Origin of the sequence: Amycolatopsis sp. FBCC-B4732, from assembly GCF_023008405.1 — a bacterium.
GTDB lineage: Bacteria > Actinomycetota > Actinomycetes > Mycobacteriales > Pseudonocardiaceae > Amycolatopsis > Amycolatopsis pretoriensis_A.
Map to the genome: position 1 here is coordinate 5,202,498 of NZ_CP095376.1, position 18,750 is coordinate 5,221,247.

16 protein-coding genes are annotated in these 18,750 nt (G+C 72.6%); 6 read left to right on the forward strand and 10 right to left on the reverse strand.

What is annotated here, in order from left to right; all coding sequences use genetic code 11:
• Positions 1-39: 39 nt before the first annotated feature.
• Positions 40-684, forward strand: a complete 645-nt coding sequence (locus MUY14_RS22255; protein ID WP_247011533.1) for a LysE family translocator — start codon at positions 40-42, stop codon at positions 682-684.
• Here the strand turns inward: MUY14_RS22255 and MUY14_RS22260 are convergent.
• From MUY14_RS22260 to MUY14_RS22280, 5 genes are read right to left on the reverse strand one after another with little or no spacing between them, the layout of a single operon-like run.
• Positions 665-991 carry a helix-turn-helix transcriptional regulator gene (locus MUY14_RS22260; protein ID WP_247011535.1) on the reverse strand — a complete coding sequence of 109 codons (327 nt, stop codon included), beginning with the start codon at positions 989-991 and terminating at the stop codon, positions 665-667. The two genes, MUY14_RS22255 and MUY14_RS22260, sit on opposite strands and share 20 nt — an antisense overlap.
• Entirely contained in the window at positions 988-1,779 is a 792-nt protein-coding gene (locus MUY14_RS22265) for a TIGR03620 family F420-dependent LLM class oxidoreductase (protein ID WP_247011537.1), read from the reverse strand. Before MUY14_RS22265 ends, MUY14_RS22260 begins: the two co-directional genes overlap by 4 nt.
• Positions 1,780-1,816: 37 nt before the next feature.
• Positions 1,817-6,277 carry a hypothetical protein gene (locus MUY14_RS22270; RefSeq protein WP_247011538.1) on the reverse strand — a complete coding sequence of 1,487 codons (4,461 nt, stop codon included), beginning with the start codon at positions 6,275-6,277 and terminating at the stop codon, positions 1,817-1,819.
• A 10-nt stretch (positions 6,278-6,287) separates the two neighbouring features.
• Positions 6,288-7,088, reverse strand: a complete 801-nt coding sequence (locus MUY14_RS22275) for a hypothetical protein (protein ID WP_247011539.1) — start codon at positions 7,086-7,088, stop codon at positions 6,288-6,290.
• Positions 7,088-8,539 (reverse strand): hypothetical protein, encoded by a 1,452-nt coding sequence (locus MUY14_RS22280; RefSeq protein ID WP_247025201.1) that lies wholly within the window; start codon positions 8,537-8,539, stop codon positions 7,088-7,090. Before MUY14_RS22280 ends, MUY14_RS22275 begins: the two co-directional genes overlap by 1 nt.
• Before the next feature lie 85 nt (positions 8,540-8,624).
• Here MUY14_RS22280 and MUY14_RS22285 point away from each other — a divergent pair, with 85 nt between their 5' ends.
• The 3 genes from MUY14_RS22285 to MUY14_RS22295 all read left to right on the forward strand — a co-directional run bounded on the left by MUY14_RS22285 (position 8,625) and on the right by MUY14_RS22295 (position 12,764).
• On the forward strand, positions 8,625-9,062 hold the full coding sequence (locus tag MUY14_RS22285; RefSeq protein ID WP_247011540.1) for a PPOX class F420-dependent oxidoreductase: 438 nt from the start codon (positions 8,625-8,627) through the stop codon (positions 9,060-9,062).
• A gap of 38 nt (positions 9,063-9,100) precedes the next feature.
• A complete protein-coding gene (locus MUY14_RS22290; protein ID WP_247011543.1) occupies positions 9,101-9,919 on the forward strand; it encodes a coproporphyrinogen III oxidase in 819 nt (272 codons plus the stop codon).
• Between the two features lie 280 nt (positions 9,920-10,199).
• Positions 10,200-12,764: a PQQ-dependent sugar dehydrogenase gene (locus MUY14_RS22295; protein ID WP_247011545.1), complete on the forward strand. Its 2,565-nt coding sequence runs from the start codon at positions 10,200-10,202 to the stop codon at positions 12,762-12,764.
• A 48-nt stretch (positions 12,765-12,812) separates the two neighbouring features.
• Here MUY14_RS22295 and MUY14_RS22300 read toward each other — a convergent pair whose 3' ends face one another.
• Positions 12,813-13,181: a hypothetical protein gene (locus MUY14_RS22300; protein WP_247011547.1), complete on the reverse strand. Its 369-nt coding sequence runs from the start codon at positions 13,179-13,181 to the stop codon at positions 12,813-12,815.
• Between the two features lie 340 nt (positions 13,182-13,521).
• Positions 13,522-14,130, reverse strand: a complete 609-nt coding sequence (locus MUY14_RS22305; RefSeq protein WP_247011548.1) for a TetR/AcrR family transcriptional regulator — start codon at positions 14,128-14,130, stop codon at positions 13,522-13,524.
• 70 nt (positions 14,131-14,200) lie between these two features.
• Here MUY14_RS22305 and MUY14_RS22310 point away from each other — a divergent pair, with 70 nt between their 5' ends.
• A complete protein-coding gene (locus MUY14_RS22310; RefSeq protein ID WP_247011549.1) occupies positions 14,201-15,061 on the forward strand; it encodes a sterol desaturase family protein in 861 nt (286 codons plus the stop codon).
• Between the two features lie 3 nt (positions 15,062-15,064).
• Here the strand turns inward: MUY14_RS22310 and MUY14_RS22315 are convergent, their stop codons facing one another.
• A complete protein-coding gene (locus MUY14_RS22315) occupies positions 15,065-16,039 on the reverse strand; it encodes a glucosyl-3-phosphoglycerate synthase (protein ID WP_247011550.1) in 975 nt (324 codons plus the stop codon).
• 137 nt (positions 16,040-16,176) lie between these two features.
• On the opposite strand from MUY14_RS22315, the gene MUY14_RS22320 reads away from it, so the two are divergent.
• A complete protein-coding gene (locus MUY14_RS22320) occupies positions 16,177-16,695 on the forward strand; it encodes a hypothetical protein (RefSeq protein ID WP_247011551.1) in 519 nt (172 codons plus the stop codon).
• Positions 16,696-16,765: 70 nt separating this feature from the next.
• On the opposite strand, the gene whiA is transcribed toward MUY14_RS22320, so the two are convergent.
• Together whiA and yvcK are read right to left on the reverse strand one after the other, a co-directional pair.
• The gene (whiA, locus tag MUY14_RS22325) at positions 16,766-17,758 is read right to left on the reverse strand and encodes a DNA-binding protein WhiA (protein WP_247011552.1); all 993 of its coding nucleotides are present in this window, start codon (positions 17,756-17,758) and stop codon (positions 16,766-16,768) included.
• Entirely contained in the window at positions 17,758-18,750 is a 993-nt protein-coding gene (yvcK, locus tag MUY14_RS22330) for a uridine diphosphate-N-acetylglucosamine-binding protein YvcK (protein ID WP_247025202.1), read from the reverse strand. Before yvcK ends, whiA begins: the two co-directional genes overlap by 1 nt.

The following is an 18,750-nucleotide window of genomic DNA, read 5'->3' on the forward strand; positions in this document are numbered from 1 at the left end:
GTCTGGTCACCCCCACGACCAGGGGGATAGCCTCGCGCCATGGTCTCCGGTCCGCACTTGGCGGCGTTCGCCGCGCTGACGTTCCTCATGGTCGTGGTCCCCGGGCCGAGCGTGCTGTTCACCATCAGCCGCGCGCTCACCGTCGGGCGCCGCGACGCGCTGCTGACCGTCCTGGGCAATTCCGTGGGCGTGTACACGCAGGTCGTGGCCGTCGCCTTCGGGCTCGGCGCGCTCGTGACGACGTCGGCGGCGGTCTTCACCGGGATCAAGATCGCCGGTGCGGTCTACCTCGTCTACCTGGGGATCCAGGCCGTCCGGCACCGCCGGAAGCTGTCCGACGCGATGGCCGCGAAGGTGCGCGCCACCCCCGGGCGCGTCCTCACCGTCCTGCGCGACGGCTTCGTCGTCGGCTTCGCAAACCCGAAGTCGATCGTGTTCCTGGCGGCGCTGCTCCCCCAGTTCGTCGACCCCGCGGCCGGGTCCGTGCCCGCGCAGATGCTGGTCCTCGGGCTCTGCCTGCCGGCGATCGCGCTGGCCACCGACAGCGCGTGGGCGCTGGTCGCCGGCACCGCGCGCGCCTGGTTCGCCCGCTCGCCGCGGCGGCTGGAGGCCGTCGGCGGCACCGGCGGCCTCGTCATGATCGGCCTCGGCACCGGGCTGGCGTTCACCGGCCGGGGTGACTGAGCACCAGGTCCAGCAACCCCGGGAAAGCCGCGTCGAATTCGGGACGCCGCAAGCGGTTCAGCCGCCGCGGCCCGTCGTCGCGCTGCTCGATCAGGCCCGCCGCGCGCAGCACCGCGAAGTGGTGGCTGCGGGTCGCCTTCGCCACCGGCAGGTCGAACGTGCCGCACGCCTTCGTCCAGTCCGGCACGGCCGCCAGCTCGCGCAGGATGCTGCGGCGCACCGGATCGGCGACCGCGGCCAGCGCCTCCTGCAGCGAAACCTCCGCCGGGGGCGCGTGCGAGAGCCCCCGGGCCCGGGCCGTGCTCACCGGATCGCCTCCGCCAGGCCCGGCCACCACTCCCGCGGCAGGCCGTCGAGCGGGACGACGACCTGGTCCGCCCCCGCGGCCCGGAACTCCCGCAGCCGCGCCACCACGGCGTCGAAGTCGCCCCACACGGTGACGCCGTCGACCAGCCGGTCCGACAGCTCCGAGATATCGGTGTCGGAGAACCCCATCCGCCGGAGGTTGGCCGCGTAGCCCGGCATCCCGGCCAGGAACTTCAGCGACCCGCCCCGGACGGTCTCGCGGACGGCGGCGACGTCGGTCTCCGCCACCACGTTCAGCAGCACCGACAGCTGCGGGCCCGCGCCGAGGATCTCCCGCGCCGAAGCGACGTAGTCCGTCGTCACCAGGTACGGGTACGCGCCCGAAGCGCGGTCTCGCGCCAGGCCGAGCATCCGCGGCCCGAGCGCCGAAAGGATCCGCGCGGACGGCGGCACGACGTCCTCGATCTCGTCGAGGTAGTCGTTCAGCGCCGCCAGCGGACGCGCCCCGTGCGCCCCGCCGAGGCCGACGACGAACCGGCCGGCGGGCAGGTCCGCGTACGCCGAGGCCACCGCGGCGGCCGGGACGCGGTCGACCGACAGGATCCCGCTCGCCACCTGGACCCGCGAAGTCCCGCGGACGACCTCGGCGATGCGCGGCAGGTTGTTGCCCTGCCCGCCGGCCAGCCACAGCGTGGCGTAGCCCAGTTCCTCCAGCTCGGCCGCGGTCGCCACGGCGGCGTCGGTGTCCAGTGCGGTGTGGGTGGCCCCCAGCGGCCCCAGCTTCGTCATGCGCGGGGGAACCACGGGGCGCCGCGGGATGTTCCCGTCACGCGCTCTGTTCGTCGTCGGCGGAATCCTCGGCGGCCTCGGCCGGCCGCGTGAACATCCGCGTCGCCGAGAGCCGCGCGACGCCGTCCGGGTCGCCCAGGTCGTCCAGGGAAGTCCGGACCGTCGAGTCCACCGACAGGTACTTCCGGCCCGCGCGCAGGTCGGCGTCGTTGCGCAGCCGCACGATCAGCGGGAACTCCGACAGCGCGCCCGCGTCGAACAGGCCCGTCGTGTAGATCAGCTGGACGCCCAGCGCTTCGGCCACCGCCCGCTGCAGCTCCAGGAGGTACCCGGCGGACGCGCGGCCGATCGGGTTGTCCAGGAACAGCACGCCCGAGTGGCGGTTGCGGGCCTTGCCGCGGTTGTTCGCGCGCAACGCCGCCAGGGTGCAGTACAGAATGATCGCCGCGGTCAGCTGCTGGCCGCCGGAGAAGACGTCTCGGATCTCCGAGACGCGCTGGCGTTCGGTCCGCAGCACCGAGTCCGGCTTGAGCATGTCGACGCGGAAGCCCTTGGGCGCCGCGGCCCGGACCCCGCGCAGCACCAGCGAAAGCCCGTCGCGCTTGACGTCGCGGCCGTCCGCGGTCTTGCCGACGGCGGCCTCGTCGACGACCTCGCCGAGCTTCTCGGTGAGCGCGTTGTCCTCCAGTTCGGTGAACCGGATGCGCAGGAACTCCTGCCCGGACCAGTCGCCGAGGCCGTCGGGCAGCCGCGAGACGCGCTGGGCCGAGCGCAACGTCCGGAGCGCGCCGTCGACCATGCCCTGCATGCGCGTGATGATGCCGCCGCGGTGCCGGTCGATCTGCGCGAGGTCGTCGGTGAGCGACCGCAGCCGCGGCCGCAGCGCCTCGGCCCACTCGGCCGCGTGCGCCGGGAGCTGGTCGCGCTTGACCGAGATGACCTGCTGGCGCACCGGCGTGCTCAGCTTCTCGAACCGCTTCTCGGTCGCGTACTGCGCGAGCTGGTCGGCGGCCGCGCGCACCCGCCGGTCGCCCGCGTCGGCGGCTTCCTGCGCGTCGGTGAACGTGGCGTTCAGCCGGGTGTGCTGGGCGCGCGCGGTCTCGACGTCGCCGTCGTAGGCGGCCGCGTCGGTGTCGGTGACCAGGTGCGCCATCGACTCCGCGAGCAGCGAGAAGCCGGACGCCGAGTTCTTCGCCGATTCCAGCGTCGCTTCCGCCGCGGCCCGGCGTTCCTGCAGCTCCTCCCACTTGCGGGCCGCCGCGGACGCCTCCAGCCCGGCCGCGTCGATCAGCTCCAGGCCGTGCTCGATGTCGCGGGGCTTCTCCCCCGTGGCGCCGGTCTGCGCCGGCAGCGAGTCCAGCTCCGCGCGCCGCGTCGAGACGAGCCCGATCGCTTCGGTGCGCTCGTCCTCGCACCCGTCGACGACGCGGCGGGCGCGTGCCAAGGCGGCCGCGCGGGCCGAGGCGTCGGAGCCGTCGGGCGTCTCCAGCAGTTCCGCCGCGCGTGCCCGGACGGCCGCGTCGAGCGACTCGACCGCCGAGCCCGCGGCCGCTTCCGCGGATTCGGCCTGCTCCAGCTCGGCCCGCAGGTCGCTGCCGACCTCGACCTTCGCGTACGACTCGGACGCCGACAGGTAGGTCCGGCGCAGCGCGTCGACCGGCTCGGACGGCACCGGGCCGTCCGCCGCTTCGGCCGCGCCCGGTACTTCGGCCAGCTCCGCCCGCGCGGTGGTCGCGGTGCGGCGGTGCCCGTCGGCGGTGCGCTGCTCCTCCCCCGCCTGCTCGCGCAGCCGCGCGGCCTTGCCCGCCGCGTCGGAGGCCTGGAGGTCGGCGCGCTCGGCGATCTCGGTCGCGCGCTCGACGTCTTCGGTCCACTCCGCGATGCGTGCGCTGCGGGCGCCCAGCTCGCCCAGCCGCCGGGCCCGTTCCTCCGCCTCGGCCGCGGCCGCCCGCCGCTCGGGGACGCGTTCCCGCAGCGACGCCGCTTTTTCGCTCAGCCGCGCGAATTCCGCGTCGGCCTGCTCCAGCGCGGTGCGCGCGGTCTCCCGAGCGGACCGGGCCGCCTGCGCCTGCTCGGCCAGCGTCGCGACGGCGCCGGGCGGGTAGTCCTCGCGCCAGGTGGTGAGCTTCCAGGTCAGCGCGCCGTCCGCGGACAGCTTGGCGGACAGCGCTTCCAGCCGCCGCTGCCGTTCGGTGTGCCGGCGCGCCACGGCTTCGCGCTCGGCATCGGCGGCTTCTTCGTCGTACATCGCGGGGTTCGGCGGCACGAGGAACTCGACGCCGGGCGCGACGGGCGCGTCGGCTTGCAACGCGTCCGTGGTGCCGACGGCGATCGTCGCGGACGGCAGCAGCCGCCGCTTCGTGAGCACCTCGCGAGCGCGGTCCACGTGCGCGGCGTCGTTGAGCAGGACACCCGAAACCAGCTGCGGCAGGGTCTCCAGCACCTCGGCGCGGCGCCCGGCGTCCAGTTTGGACAGGTAGCGCCAGCCGGACCACGCCGTGATCCCCGCTTCTTCCAAGGCGTCGAGGGCGGCCTGGACGTCTTCCGGCGGCGGCAGCAGCCCGCCCGACCCCAGCGCGGACAGCGCGCGCTCGTCGGCGGACTCCTCCATCCGCAGCGCGGTCTGCTCCTTCTCGACGGCCGCGCTCGCCTCGCGCAGCCGCTCCAGCAGCACCGGCAGGTCGCTTTCGAGGGCGACGTCGTCCGCGCCGAGCAGCTCGACCAGGCGGCCCTCGGCAGCCAGAGCGTCCGTGCGGCGGTGCGCCCGGTCGAGGTCCTCGGTGGCCCGCTCGAAGCGGTCCTGGGTGGTGCCCGCGAGCTGGTGGGCCTCGTTGACGGCCCGTTGCGCCGCCTGGAGGTCGGCCGCGACGCGGTCGAGTTCCTGTTCGCGCCGGGTCAGCTCCGCAGTGGCCTGCTCGGCCGCCGAACGAGCGGTCCGGGAAGCCTCGGCGACGTCGGCGCCCGAGGGCAGCAGCCCGGCGCGGACGGCGTTCTGGACCTCTTCGCGCAGCTCCGTGATCCGCGTGGTCAGCCCGCGTGCCTCGGCCCGGCGGGCGGCCGCGAGGTTGGCGGCTTCGTCGCGTTCGGTCTGGGCCTTCTCGGCTTCGGCGCGCAACGCGCCCGCGTGCGCCTCGGCCTTGTCCGCCTGGCGCTGGGCGTCCTGCGCCAGCGCGTGCAAGCCGCGCGCGAGCGCCGAAGCGGCGTCGTTGCGCGCCCGCAGCGCCGGGCGCGCCTTCTCTTCCCGGTTGCCGACGAGCTCGCGCAGGTCCTTCGCCTTGCGGGCCGCGTTCAGCTGGTTGAGCACGGTCGCGGTCTCGCGCCAGGCCTCCGCCTCGGTCTTCGCCGCGGCCAGCTCGGCGTCGGCGCGCTTGCGGACCTCCTGGGCCTCGTCCAGGCGCAGCACGGCGACCAGGCGGCGCAGTTCCGTGACAGCCGCGGCGAGCCGCCGGTGGTCGCCCTCGGCGAGCTTCTCCGCGGACTTGACCTCGGTGACGTGGTCCTCGAGCCCGGACAGCCGCGCGTTCTCGAGTTCGTTGCGCGCGACGACGCGCCCGGCCAGCTCGGCCATGGCCGCCTTCGCCGAAGCGGCGATCTTCCGCGACTCCGCGGCGACGCCCTCTTCGGCGGCCAGCGGGCCCAGCAGCTCCAGCGCGCCCGCGACGAAATCGCGCTCGGACAGCAGATCCCCGCGTTGCGCCAGGTTGTGCGAGTAGGTGGCGACGACCTCGGCGAGGTCCTTCGGCTCGTCCTCGGAAACGACCGCGCGCAACAGGAACTCGACGAACGCGTCGTCGGTGCCGAAGGCGAACGCGTCCGCCGCTTCGCCTTCGCCGGCGTTCATCGCGCGCTGGTAGCGGAACAGCTCGGTGTCGAGGCCGAGGCCGTCCAGGCGGCCGGTCCACTCGTGGTGGCGGCGGGTCCAGGACAGTTCCAGCTCGGGCTCGGCCAGCTGCGCGGCGGTGAGCTTGTCGTGGAAGCCGGACATGGTGAGCAGCCGGCCCTCCTGCGTCATCGGCAGGGAATCGAGCCCCAGCGCCGGCGTCGGGCGGAAGCAGTACCAGGAGTCGACGAGGTTCTCGGAGTCGGCGGACACGACGTGCCCGCGCCATTCGGAGACCTTGCCGGTGATGATCCGGTGCCCGCTCTCGACGTGCAGCCACTCCAGCACGACGTGCGAAACGTCCTTGGCGGCGACGAACTTCTCGAGCACCTTCGTGCTCGTGGTGCCGACGACCTGGCGGCGCCCGGGCAGCATCACCGAGAAGATCAGCTTGATGAGGACGGACTTGCCGCCGCCGTTCTCCAGGAACAGCACGCTCGCCGGCGACGGGCGGCGCAGCTCGGCCGGCCCGGTCGCGTGGATGCCCGCGCTGAACAGCGCGTCCTGCTGCGGCGCGGTGATCTTGGCGCCGACGCCGCTGAAGTCGAGCACGACGTCCTGGTAGCGGGCACCCGCCGGGCCCACCGAATGCAGGCGGACCCGCGAAAGCTCGTACATCGATTCCCCTCTACAGCGTGTCCGAAGACGCCGCGCGCAGCGTGCCCCCGGAGTTCGCGACCGCGACGACGTCGAGCGCGAGCAAGTCGTCGAAGGCGGCGTCCGCGGCGAGCTCGCGGACCTGGATCTGGTAGCGCGGCGTGGTCCGGTAGGTGCCGCCCTGCTCGTCGCTCACCGGGACCAGGAAGCCCTGGTCGGCGAGGAAGCGCAGGGCGCGGCTGACCATGCCGCGGGTGGTGTCGGCGGCCAGGCGCCCGTCCTTGGTGGCGGCCGCGGCCGGGCGGCGGGCGTAGGCGCGCCACGCCTGTTCCAGCTCGGGCGCGTCGGCCAGCGGGTCGTTGTTGGCCTCGGCCGCCGCGGCGCGTTCGTCGAGCATGCGGGCGGCTTCGCGGACCATCGCGTCGACCTGCTCGACGCTCACGCGGCCGATGTAGGTGTCGTTGGCGAGGTCGTCGGGACGCGGGTAGCCCAGCGCCGCGGTGGCGAGGTGGATCAGGCCGTGCAGCACCTTCTCGGTCTCGCGGCGCTCGCGGATCTTGGCCTGGCGGGCGTAGGAGTCCATCTTGATCTCGAAGACGGACTCGTCGGTGGCCGCGAGGACCGCGCCCGCCTGCTGGTTGACCTCCAGCACCATCAGGCCGAGCCCGGCGGCGACGGCGTGGGTGAGCGCCTTGAACGCGTTGTCCTCGCCGTAGCGCCGCACGAGGTCGCCGTAGACGACGTCACGCGCGGGCAGCTGCTTCGGCCGCATGCCGAAGGCGACCAGCCGGGCCGCGGCTTCGGCGTCCACGCTGCTGTGGGACAGCGCCATTACGCGACTTCCTCTTCTTCGTCGGCCCGCTCTACGGCGGCGGTGGACAGGAGCAGGTCGGCGCCGCCGAAGTCCGGGTCGTCGAGCAGGGTGCCGTCGTCGATGGCGAGCAGCACCGTGCGGTCCCCCTGGCGGCGGGCCGCGCCGACCCCGGGACTGTATGCGTGCACGGCGCGCAGCGCGACCAGGGCGGCGAGCCCGGGCTGGCGGCGACGGCGGGCCTCTTCGAGCAGCCCGGACAGCCGGCGCGGCACTTCGGGCAGGTCGAGGAGCTCGTCGGCGGCGCGCCAGACGTCGTCGCCGAACTTGTCGGTGAGGTCGGCGGGCATGAGCTCGGGCTCGGGGACCTCGCCGATCAGCTGATCGCGCTCGGGCGCGGGCCGCAGCAGCAGCGAGACCAGCGACGACAGCGACGGCACGACCGGCGGGGTGATCCCGGCGACAGCGTGGAAGAAGTGCTCGGCGGGCGCGACGGCGTCGGCCAGCGGCAGGCCGAGGGTGGGCACCAGGAGCTGGCCGAAGAGGTCGAGGGTGGCGCGCTGCGGCGGGCCGGAGAACTGCTGGCGGTCCTGTTCGGCGCGGAACACCGCGCCCGCGTCGGCGAGGCGGGACTGCAGGCGCGTGTGCCGGCGGATGCAGTCGCCGACGATGTCGACGAGCTCGGCGGCGCGGCGCTTGCGGTCGAGGTCCTCGGTCTCGTCGCGGGCGGTGGTGATGTTCTTGAGGATGGCGTTCTCGGCGCGGAACCGGGCTTCGATGTGGCTCAGCGCGCTGTCGAGCAGCTCCGGGACCTCGCGCTCCCAGTCGACCGACCGGACGTCGCGGCGGGTCGCGTCGAGCTTCGAGCGCAGGGTCTCGCCGTACTGGACGGTCCGGTAGCGGGCCTGCTCGGCGGCCAGCTTCGCGTCGGCCAGCCGGCCGCGGTTGATGAGGTTCTCGAGCTTGACCTCGGCGGCGATCTGCGCGGACTCGACGTCGGTGTCGAGGGCGCCGACGAGGACGTTGATGGCCTCGTCGGTGGCGCGCAGGTAGACCTCGCCGTCGCGGGCGGCCAGCTCGACGAGCAGCTTGAAGTCGAACTGGCGGCGCTGGTAGCCGCCCGGGCCCATCGAGCCGTAGACGCGCCGGAAGCCGCGCTCGGTGGTGCCGACGTTGATCAGGTTGTCGAGCACCCACTTGGCCACCCGGACGTGCTCCTCGGGCATCCGCGACGGCGCCTGCTGCGCGATGAAGGGCAGCAGCCGGTCGATGACCTCGTCGTGGCCGGCGCCGGTGTCGAAGTCCATCGCGATGGTGACCTGGTCGATCGTGTGCAGCGCGATCTCCGCCATCTGGTAGATCGTGGCGTCGGCCCAGTCGAGCTTCGCCTTGCGCGCGTCCAGGTCGTGCAGCGGCGCGGTGCAGGCCAGCGCTTTGAGCCGACGGGTCAGCCCCTCGTCGGCCAGTCCCATCGCCGCCCGGTCGTCGTCTCGCACAGCAGGCCAGGCTAGTCGGCCACCCTCTGCGCACGCGCGGGTGACAGGTTAACGTCCCCCCATGCGTGAGATGAGCCGTTCAGAGTGGTGGCAGTTCGCTTCCGAGGGGACCCGCACCGGCATGCTCGGCCTGGTCCGTGCCAGTGGCGCCCCGATCGTGACGCCGATCTGGTTCTTGCTGAACGAGGGCCCCGACGGCGACGAGCTGATCTTCACCACCGGCACCGAGACGCTGAAAGGCAAGGCCATCGCCCGCGACGGGCGGATTTCCCTCGCCGTCGACGACCAGAAGCCGCCGTATTCGTACGTCCAGATCACCGCCGAGGCGCGGCTCACCCACGACTTCGACGACATGCTGACGTGGGCGACGAAGCTGGGTGCCCGGTACATGGGCGCCGAGCGCGCGCAGGAGTACGGCAAGCGCAACGCCGTGCCCGAAGAATCCCTCGTCCGGGCGAAGATCACCAAGGTGATCGCGCGGGCCGAGATCGCCGGTTGAACGCCGTTCGCTGGTAATCTGCTCCCGGGGGTGGGGGCATGCCTTCAGGGGACAGACGCGACGCCGTCAGGGCGATGGTGCGGGCCGGGCAGCGGGAGCTGGTCGCCGAGCTCGAACGCCTGGACGGCGGTGCGCGCTTCGGCCGGTCGGACGGGGCGCGGCTGCTGGAGAACGGCGCGGTGTTCGAGCGGGCCTGCGTCGTCGCGGCCGACCGCGGCGAGACCCTCGGGCTGACCGTCGTGCTCCACCCGCGCAACCCGTACGTCCCGGCGTTCCACGCGCGGTTCCGGTACTGCGAGTACGCGGGCTCGTGGTGGTTCGGCGGCGCGGTCGACCTCATGCCCTGCTACGGCTTCGCCGAGGACGCGGCGCACTTCCACCGGACGCTCAAGAACTACTGCGACACGCTCGACCCGGCGTTCCACGCGCAGGCGAAACGCACCTGCGACGACCTCTTCCGGCTGCCCCACCACGACGAGCCCCGCGGGATCGGCGGCATCGCGTTCGACCACCTGCGGCCCCCAGGCCCGGACGGCTGGCGCCGCGCGGCCGCGTTCACCGCGGCGGGCATCGCCACCCTCGTCCCGGCCTACCTCCCGATCGTGCGGCGCCGCAAGGACCGCCCGCACGGCGACCGCGAACGCCAGTGGCAGCTGCACCGCCGCGGCCGCTACGTGGAGTTCGCCCTGATCCACGACGCGACGGCGGCGGACGCCGAGGCCGTCCTGATGGCGCTGCCCCCGCTGGCGCGGTGGGAGACGGGCTGCACGCCGGAACCGGGCAGCGCGGAGGCGGAGCTGGCGGCGTTCCTGGTGCCGCGGGACTGGGCGGCCGAGACCACGGTCGCCGCGAGCTGACCCGGCCCGGACGTCATGAACGACTCTTTCATGACGCCGGCCGCGGTGAACGACTCTTTCATGACGTCCGGTCCCGATGCGGGGGAAAGCGCCCCGGTGAGCGGGAAACCCTTGTTCACCAAGGGTGAGCGCCCGCGTCGAGTATTGACACGGCCCGCTCGGAGGGTGTGAGATCTGTCCCCATAGATAGGAAACTTTCCTAACTATTTACCGCCGGTGGTCCGCCGAACCACTCCGCCCCGGTCACCCCCTGTCCCCCGACCCACGCAGGAGGCTCCCAGTGGCACCCCGTCCCCCGTGGCGCGTGGTACTGGCCGGTACCGCAGCCGCGGCGCTCGGCCTCACCGCGCTCAGCCCGGTAAGCGCTTTCGCCGCGGACACCGGCTACGAGTCCGAATCCGCCGTGATCTCCCAGGGCGCCGTCGAGTCGAACCACGCCGGGTACTCCGGCACCGGGTTCGTCAACTTCGACAACGTCGTCGGCAGCTACGTCGAATACTCCGTGAACGCCGCCCAGGCGGGCACGCACACCCTGACCTTCCGCTACGCCAACGGAACCGCCGACAACCGGCCGGTGAAGCTCACCGTCGACGGCGGCGACAAGGGCACCGTCGACTTCCCCGGCACCGGCGCGTGGACGACGTGGCAGACCGTCACCGCGAACGTGCAGCTGACCGCCGGCGTCAACAAGATCCGCACCACCGCGACCACCGCCAACGGCGGCCCGAACGCGGACAAGCTCACCGACACCTTCGTCGCGCCGGCCGACGGCGAACCGCCGGCGCCGCCGTCGAACCTCAAGGCGAGCGACATCCTCCCCACCGCCGCGACGTTCTCCTGGACCGCCGCGACCGACAACGTCGGCGTCGTGCGCTACGAGATCAACCGCGGTGGCAACATCCTCAAGACCGTCGACGGGAACACGACGTCGGCGACGGTGACCAACCTGACCCCGAACACCGCCTACGACATCTCGGTCGGCGCGTTCGACGCGGCGGGCAACCCATCGCAGCAGAGCAACGTGGTCACCTTCACCACGCCGCCGAGCGACGACACCACCCCGCCGACCGTGCCGGGCAACCTGCGCTCCACCGGCGTCACCGCGAACAGCGTTTCCCTGGCGTGGAACGCTTCCACCGACAACGGCGGCACGGTCGCCGGGTACGACGTCTTCCAGGGCGCCACGAAGGTCGCGACCACGACGTCGCTCGGCACGACCGTGACGAACCTGAACCCGAGCACCTCCTACACCTTCACGGTCAAGGCGCGCGACCCCGACGGCAACAGCTCCGCGGCGAGCAACGCGGTCACCGCCAAGACGTCCGCTCCGGGCGGCGCAGGGGGCATCCCGGAGTACGACAAGGACATCGCGAAGGTCGACCTCGGCTGGTCGGTGGGCTTCCTGCCGAACGGCAACGCGCTGGTGACCGAGCGGGACCGCTTCGAGCTCCTGCTGGTGACGCCGTCCGGCCAGAAGACCACGCTGGGCAAGGTGCCGGGCGCGGTCGGCACCAACGGCGAAGGCGGCCTGCTCGGCCTGGCGGTCTCGCCGAACTGGGCGAGCGACCACGCGATCTACCTGTACCACACGGCATCCGGGGACAACCGGATCGTCAAGATGACCTACGACGGCACCACGCTGTCCTCGACGTCGACGCCGGTGCTGACCGGGATCGCGAAGAACCGCTACCACAACGGCGGCCGGATCAAGTTCGGCCCGGACGGCAAGCTGTACGCCACCGTCGGCGACGCGAAGAACAGCGACAACGCGCAGAACAAGAGCTCGCTCAACGGGAAGATCCTCCGGCTGAACCCGGACGGCTCGGCACCGAGCGACAACCCGTTCTACGCCACCGGCGGCAACGCCCGGTACGTCTGGAGCTACGGCCACCGCAACCCGCAGGGCCTGGCCTGGGACTCCCGCGGCCAGCTGTGGGCGGCGGAGTTCGGTGAAAGCAGCCAGGACGAGCTCAACCTGATCCAGAAGGGCGGCAACTTCGGCTGGCCGAGCTGCGAAGGCACGCAGGGCAGTTGCGGCGGCTTCATCGCCCCGAAGAAGACGTGGCCGACTTCGCAGGCCGGGCCGAGCGGGCTGGAGATCGTCAACGACTGGATCTACATCGCCGGCGTCACCGGTGAGCAGATGTTCGCGACGCAGATCAACGCGGCGGGCACGGGCATCGGCACGGTGTCCACGCTGTTCTCCGGCCGCTGGGGCCGCCTCCGCTCGGTCACGAAGACCCCGGACGGCGGGCTGTGGCTGACCTCGACGAACAACGACAAGAACGGCGGCACGCCGTCGGTGCTGGACAACGTCATCGTGCGGCTGAAGTTCCCGGGCGGCACCACTCCGGGCGCCTTCAAGCTGACGAGCTCCGCGTTCGCCGACAACGCCACCATCCCGGACAAGTACACCTGCGCCGGGGACGGCACGGCGGGCCAGGACCCGTCGCCGCCGCTGACGTGGGGTGCCGCCGAGGGCGCCAAGGGCTACGCGGTCGTCTTCGCCGACACCGCGAACAGCGGGAACAAGCTGCACTGGGCGATCTGGGACGTGCCGGCGTCGGCCCGGTCGCTGCCGGAGGGGCTCGGGGCGGGCTACACCGTCCCGGACCAGGGTGGCGCGAAGCAGAAGGCGATGGGCAGCGGCGCGAACGCGCAGAAGTACTTCGGCCCCTGCCCGGGCGGCTCCAGCCACCCGTACGCGTTCACGCTCTACGCCCTGAACACCGCGACGGTCCCGGGACTGACGTCGTCCTCGACGATGGCCCAGATCGAGACGGCGATCAAGGGCGCGTCGACGGCGAACGTGGCGCTGCGCGGCAAGTCCAGCGCGGCCGCCTAGAGGCCGCGGCAGGGGTGACCGGAGCGGCGCCGGTCACCCCTGCCGCGCTCACCCCTGTTCGGCGAGGCTGCGCAGGTGGGCGTCGACGTCGAAGCCGTGTTCCTCGAGCCGCCGCCGGGCGAGCAGGAGCTCGTCCGAGGTGAAGAGCTCCGAATATTCGGCGCGGAGCATGGTCGCCTCGGAGCTGCGGCCGAGCTGGTTCTTCTCCCAGAGCACGGTGAACCCGCCGGCGGTGCCGGCGCCGCGCAGCAGCAGGCGGGCCGCTTCGACGCCGCCGTGCTCGATCACCATCCGCTCGAACTGGGCGGGCCGGTAGCCGTAGTCCTTGGCCAGGACCCGGCAGCCGTCGAGCAGGTCCTCGGTGAACCGCGCGGCGAGGCGGGGATCGGCCGGGACGGGAGTGGCGGGTTCGGGCATCGGGCACCTCTCGACGGGACGGCTTCCCTGATTAATCGCGAACAGCACCCGTTTCGCTACGCCGTTCGGGAAGGCAATCTGGAAACACCACTCTCCGTGGCGAGAATAACGGACAAAAGGCGTAAACGGGAACTGTCGGTGTCCCCCGCCATGATGACCGGCACGCGAACCGTGGTCCACGGCGAGGTTTCCGTCCACTATGGACAGATCTACGTCCACAGCGCCTGTGCGGTGCCGCCGTGGCGGGAACGTTGTTCCTGCTCACCGGGCTGCACACCGCGAGGCCGGGTTCACCGCCGAGGTGCACGAGAGCGAGCCGCCGGTCCCGCTCCGAACCGGGTCACCAGCCGAACAAACCGCCCATGATGCGGGCGCAGCGCACCGTCATCGCCGCCGCGTCCTCGTCCGGGCGATCGATCCACCAGCTGATCAGGGAGTCGACCACGCCGGTCCAGACCTGGGCGATCGCTTCGATGTCCGCCGGGTCGGCCAGGCCGCGTGAGGTCATCAGCTCGGTCGCGCCCACGAGCGCGAAGGCGTCCAGGCGGCGCCGGTAGTCCGCCGCCGCGGTGGCGATGTCGCCCGTCGCCGGGACCGTCGCGTCGCGCAGCAGGCGCCACGCGTAGCGGTCGTGGTCGAACGTCGTGAAGATCGCGGCCAGCACCTTCAGCGGCATCTTCTCGGGCTCGCCGCCGCCCGCCATGGTCGTCGCGACGCCCTCGGTGAGCCGGTCGCCGGCGCGATGCAGGCAGGCGAGGTAGAGGCCGTCCTTCGAGCCGAAGTACTGGTACAGCAACGGCTTCGTGACCCCGACGCGGCGCGCGATCTCGACCATCGACGCGCCCGCGTACCCGGCCCGGCCGAACTCCTCCGTGCCGGCCACGACGAGCTGGGCCTCGCGCTCTTCGCGCGGCATGCCCTTGGTCCCGACCGCCCTTGACTCCGTCACGCCCGAGAGCCTACCGTGCGTAAAGTGACCCTTGGGTAAGTTACCGCATGGTCAGCTACTAGGAGGCGACGTGGCCGAGTTCCTGGCGCACCTGCGCGACCCCGTGCTGTTCGCGACCCCGGTGTTCCTGCTGTTCGTGGCGATCGAGGTCGTCGCGGTGCACGTGCTCGGGCACGACGACAACGTGGTCGGCTACAGCGTCGCCGACACCCGCACGAGCATGCTGATGGGCACCGTCGCGGTCGGCGTCAACGCGCTGTTCCGGCTCGTGATGCTCTTCGTCTTCGCGGCGCTCTTCGAGCTGGCGCCGGTGCGGCTGGACCCGCGCGACTGGTGGACGTGGGTGCTCATGCTGCTCGGCCAGGAACTGGTCTTCTACGCCTACCACCGCGCCAGCCACCGCGTGCGGCTGCTGTGGGCCGGGCACCAGGTGCACCACTCCAGCGAGCACTACAACTTCTCGACGGCGCTGCGCCAGAAGTGGACCCCGTACTTCCAGCTGCCGTTCTGGTCGGTGCTGGCGCTGTGCGGGATCCCGCCGTGGATGATCCTGACCGGCCTCTCGATCGACCTCGTCTACCAGTTCTTCGTGCACACCGAGAAGGTCGGCAAGCTGCCGCGCTGGTTCGAGTACGTCTTCAACACGCCGTCGCACCACCGCGTCCACCACGGCAGCGACGCCGAATACCTCGACGCCAACTACGGCGGCATCCTGATCATCTGGGATCGGCTCTTCGGCAGCTTCGTGCCCGAAGGGAAGCGGCCGACGTACGGGCTGACGACGAACATCGGCACGTACCACCTGTTCAAGGTCGGCTTCCACGAGTACGGCTCGATCCTGCGCGACCTGCGCGCCGCCCGGACCTGGCGCGAGCGCGCGGGGTACGTGTTCGGGCCGCCCGGGTGGCAGCCCGCCCACGTACCCGGCTGAGGCCTACGCCGTGTGCCGCAGCGCGAGGCTGTTCAGCGGCGGCCGCTGCGGCGAGGTCACGTCGGTCAGGACGAGTTCGCGCTCGACCCCGCTGTCCGACGAGCCCCGCTGGAACTGGGCGAGGATCGCCGCGGGCGGGACCGCGGTGACCAGGCGGTCGTAGCGCTGCAAGCGGTCGAACAGCGTCTGCATGATCTGCCCGGACATCCGGCCCAGCGCCTGCGTGCTCTGGTGCCGGTGGACGCGGTGGCCGAGGTCGACCTGGGCGAGCGCGTCGAGGCCACGCAGCTCCAGCAGGTCGATGAGGTGCCCGATCTCGACGCCGTAGTTCACGACGAACGGGATGCTCTCCAGCACCTCGCGGCGGCCGGCGTACTCGCCCGCGAGGGGCTGCACGAAGCCGGCCAGCTCCGGCCAGAACATGTTGAGCAGCGGCCGCGCGACGAGCTCGGTGACGCGGCCGCCGCCGTCGGCTTCGGCACCGAGCGGGCGGTGGTAGAAGCCCTTGACGTAGGCGACCGACGGGTCGGTGAGCAGCGGGCCGAGCAAACCGGTGACGTAGTCGGTCGTGAAGTCGTGCAGGTCGCCGTCGACGAAGACGACGAGGTCGCCGGTGGTCGCCGCGACCCCCTTCCAGAGCGCCTCGCCCTTGCCCGGCAGGCCGCCGAGCCCGGGGAAGACGGCGTCCTGCGCGACGACGTCGGCCCCCGCGGCGGCGGCGACTTCGGCGGTGGCGTCGGTCGAATGGCTGTCGACGACGAGGATCTCGTCGACCAGCGTGCCCGCGAGCTCGGCGCGGATGGCGCCGACGATCGCGCCGACGGTGGCTTCTTCGTTCCGCGCCGGGATGACGACGGAGACGGTGGTGCCGCGTTTCGCCGCGACCAGCTCCGCGAACGTCCGGTCCCCGGCCTTGCTGCTGCGGCGGTCGAGCCAGGTGCCGACCTCAGGCGACACCTGCAGGCGTGCGTTGCGCATGCTTTCCCCTTCCCTCGGTCGCTTCCGAGGTTCGGGGCGCCGCGTTTCGGGCACCGCTCCCCGGCGCTACCGCGGTGTTACGAGATCGCGGTTCTCGTTAACCGCGTACGCTGCCGCCGTTCGCAAAGGGGAGGACCATGACCGAAGAATCCATCGGGCACGACCCGGAACGGCGCTACCGGCTCGACGCGCTCATGGGGATCGTCCAGGCGGAACTGGCCGCGGCCGGGTTGCCGGTCGGTCCCGGCGAGCGCCCGGTCGGCGTGGCCGGCGCCCTGGTGTCGGTCGACGTGCCGGACCTGCGCGGCGTGCTGGTCGGCTGGCGGCCGCACACCGTGCTCGTGGACCTGGGCCGGCAGTCCTGGGGCGACGACCCGAACCGCGAAGGCACCGAAGTCGCCGCGTTCTCGCGGCTGTTCCACGAGATCGACACGGCGATGAGCGAGGCGATGCGGAAGATCCTGACCGCGGCCGGCCTCGAGGTCGGCAGCAGCGACAACGACTACGCGCCCGGCGAACTGCTGGTGACCCGCCGCCTGACCCCGTCGGTCTGGCAGGCCCGCCGCGACGCGCAGAACAGCGCCCGCCACGAGTCGATGCGGCAGGCCTGGAACGCACGGCACGAGGCCGACCGCCACCCCACCGACGACAGCTGACCCGCGTCCCGATGTGGCGTTGGTTGCGTCCAGCGCACCCAACGCCACATCGGGGCGCTCGAAGCCCGGGTCAGGCGTCTTCTTCTTCGAGCATCTCCGGGGTGACCGCGGACTCGGTGTCCGGGATGCTCAGGTCCTTCGCCCGCTTGTCCGCCATCGCCAGCAGGCGGCGGATGCGGCCGGCGACCGCGTCCTTCGTCATCTGCGGCTCCGACAGCTGGCCCAGCTCCTCCAGCGACGCCTGCCGGTTCGACAGGCGCAGCCGGCCCGCCGCCAGCAGGTGGTCCGGGGCCGTCTCGCCGAGGATCTCCAGCGCGCGCTCCACGCGGGCCGCCGCCGCCACGGCCGCGCGGGCCGAACGGCGCAGGTTCGCGTCGTCGAAGTTGGCCAGGCGGTTCGCCGTCGCGCGGACCTCGCGGCGCATCCGCCGCTCTTCCCACTGCAGGACGCTCGTGTGCGCGCCCAGGCGGGTCAGCAGCGCGCCGATCGCGTCGCCGTCGCGGACGACCACCCGGTCCGCGCCTCGGACCTCGCGCGACTTCGCCTGGATGCCCATCCGGCGCGCCGCGCCCACCAGGGCCAGCGCCGCCTCCGGACCCGGGCACGTCACCTCGAGCGAGGACGAGCGGCCCGGTTCGGTCAGCGAACCGTGCGCGAGGAACGCGCCCCGCCACGCCGCTTCCGCGTCCGCCACTCCCCCGGACACCACGGCCGCGGGCAGCCCGCGCACCGGGCGGCCCCGCTGGTCGATCAGCCCGGTCTGGCGAGCCAGTCCCTCGCCGTCCTTCACCACGCGCACGACGTACCGCGTGCCCTTGCGCAGCCCCCCGCTGGCGGTGATCACGTGGACGTCCGAATGGTGCCCGTACAGCTCGTGGATCTCCTTGCGCAGCCGTCGCGCCACCGAACCGGTGTCCAGCTCCGCCTCCACGACCACCCGGCCGGCCACGATGTGCAGCCCGCCGGCGAAGCGAAGCAGCGACGCGACCTCCGCCCGGCGCGGCCCGATCTTCGTGATCTCCAGCCGGCTCAGTTCGTCCTTCACCGCGGCGGTCATCGCCATTACTGCCCCTCCCTGCCTTTCGCTCCTCCCCCGTGCTCCCCGCCCCTGCCGAGACCGAGAGCCTCCCGCATGCACCGCGCGAGCGCATCAGGATCATGCCGTCCCGCCACTTCCGGGTCGGCCACCGCCCCCAGGTGGGCCCGCGCGCCCAGCCGGGTCGCCGCGCGCCGGAGATTCGCCGGGTCGGGCACGGAATCGCGGTCCGCGATCACCGCGTCGACCCGCAGCAGGGGCGCGTGCTCGGAGAGTACGTCCAGGTGCCGCTCGGGAGAGAATCCCGCGGTTTCCCCCGGCTGGGGGACAAGGTTGAGGACGATCGCCTTCGTGGCGGTCGTGCGCACCAGCGCGTCGTGCAGTCCCGGCACGAGCAGGTGCGGTAGAACGCTCGTGAACCACGAGCCCGGCCCGAGGAAGACGACGTCGGCGGCGAGCACCGCTTCGACCGCTTCCTCGCACGCCACCGGCGGCCGCGCGGAGGTGCCCGGGGTGCGCAGGCTGACCCGCCGCACCTGCCCCGGGGTCGAAGCCACCGCGACCTGGCCGCGGATCCGGCGCAGCGCCGACGGGTCTTCGCTGTCGAGGCCGCTGACCTCGCCCTCGATCTCCAGCGGCTCGGGCGACATCGGCAGCACCCGGCCCGAGACGCCCATCAGGCGCCGGGCTTCGTCGAGCGCGGCGACCGGGTCGCCGAGCACCTCGAACAGCCCGGCGAGCAGCAGGTTCCCCACCGCGTGCCCGGCCAGTGCGCCGTCGCCGCCGAAGCGGTGCTGGAAGACCTCCGCCCACAGCGTGCCGCCGTCCTCCGCGGCGAAGGCCGCGAAGGCCTGCCGGAGGTCGCCCGGCGGCAGCAGCCCGAGTTCGCGCCGCAGCCGGCCGGACGATCCGCCGTCGTCGGCCACGGTCACGATCGCGGTGACGTCGGGGGTCACCCGGCGCACCGCGGACAGCGTGGCGTGCAGCCCGTGGCCGCCCCCGAGGGCGACCGCGCGCAC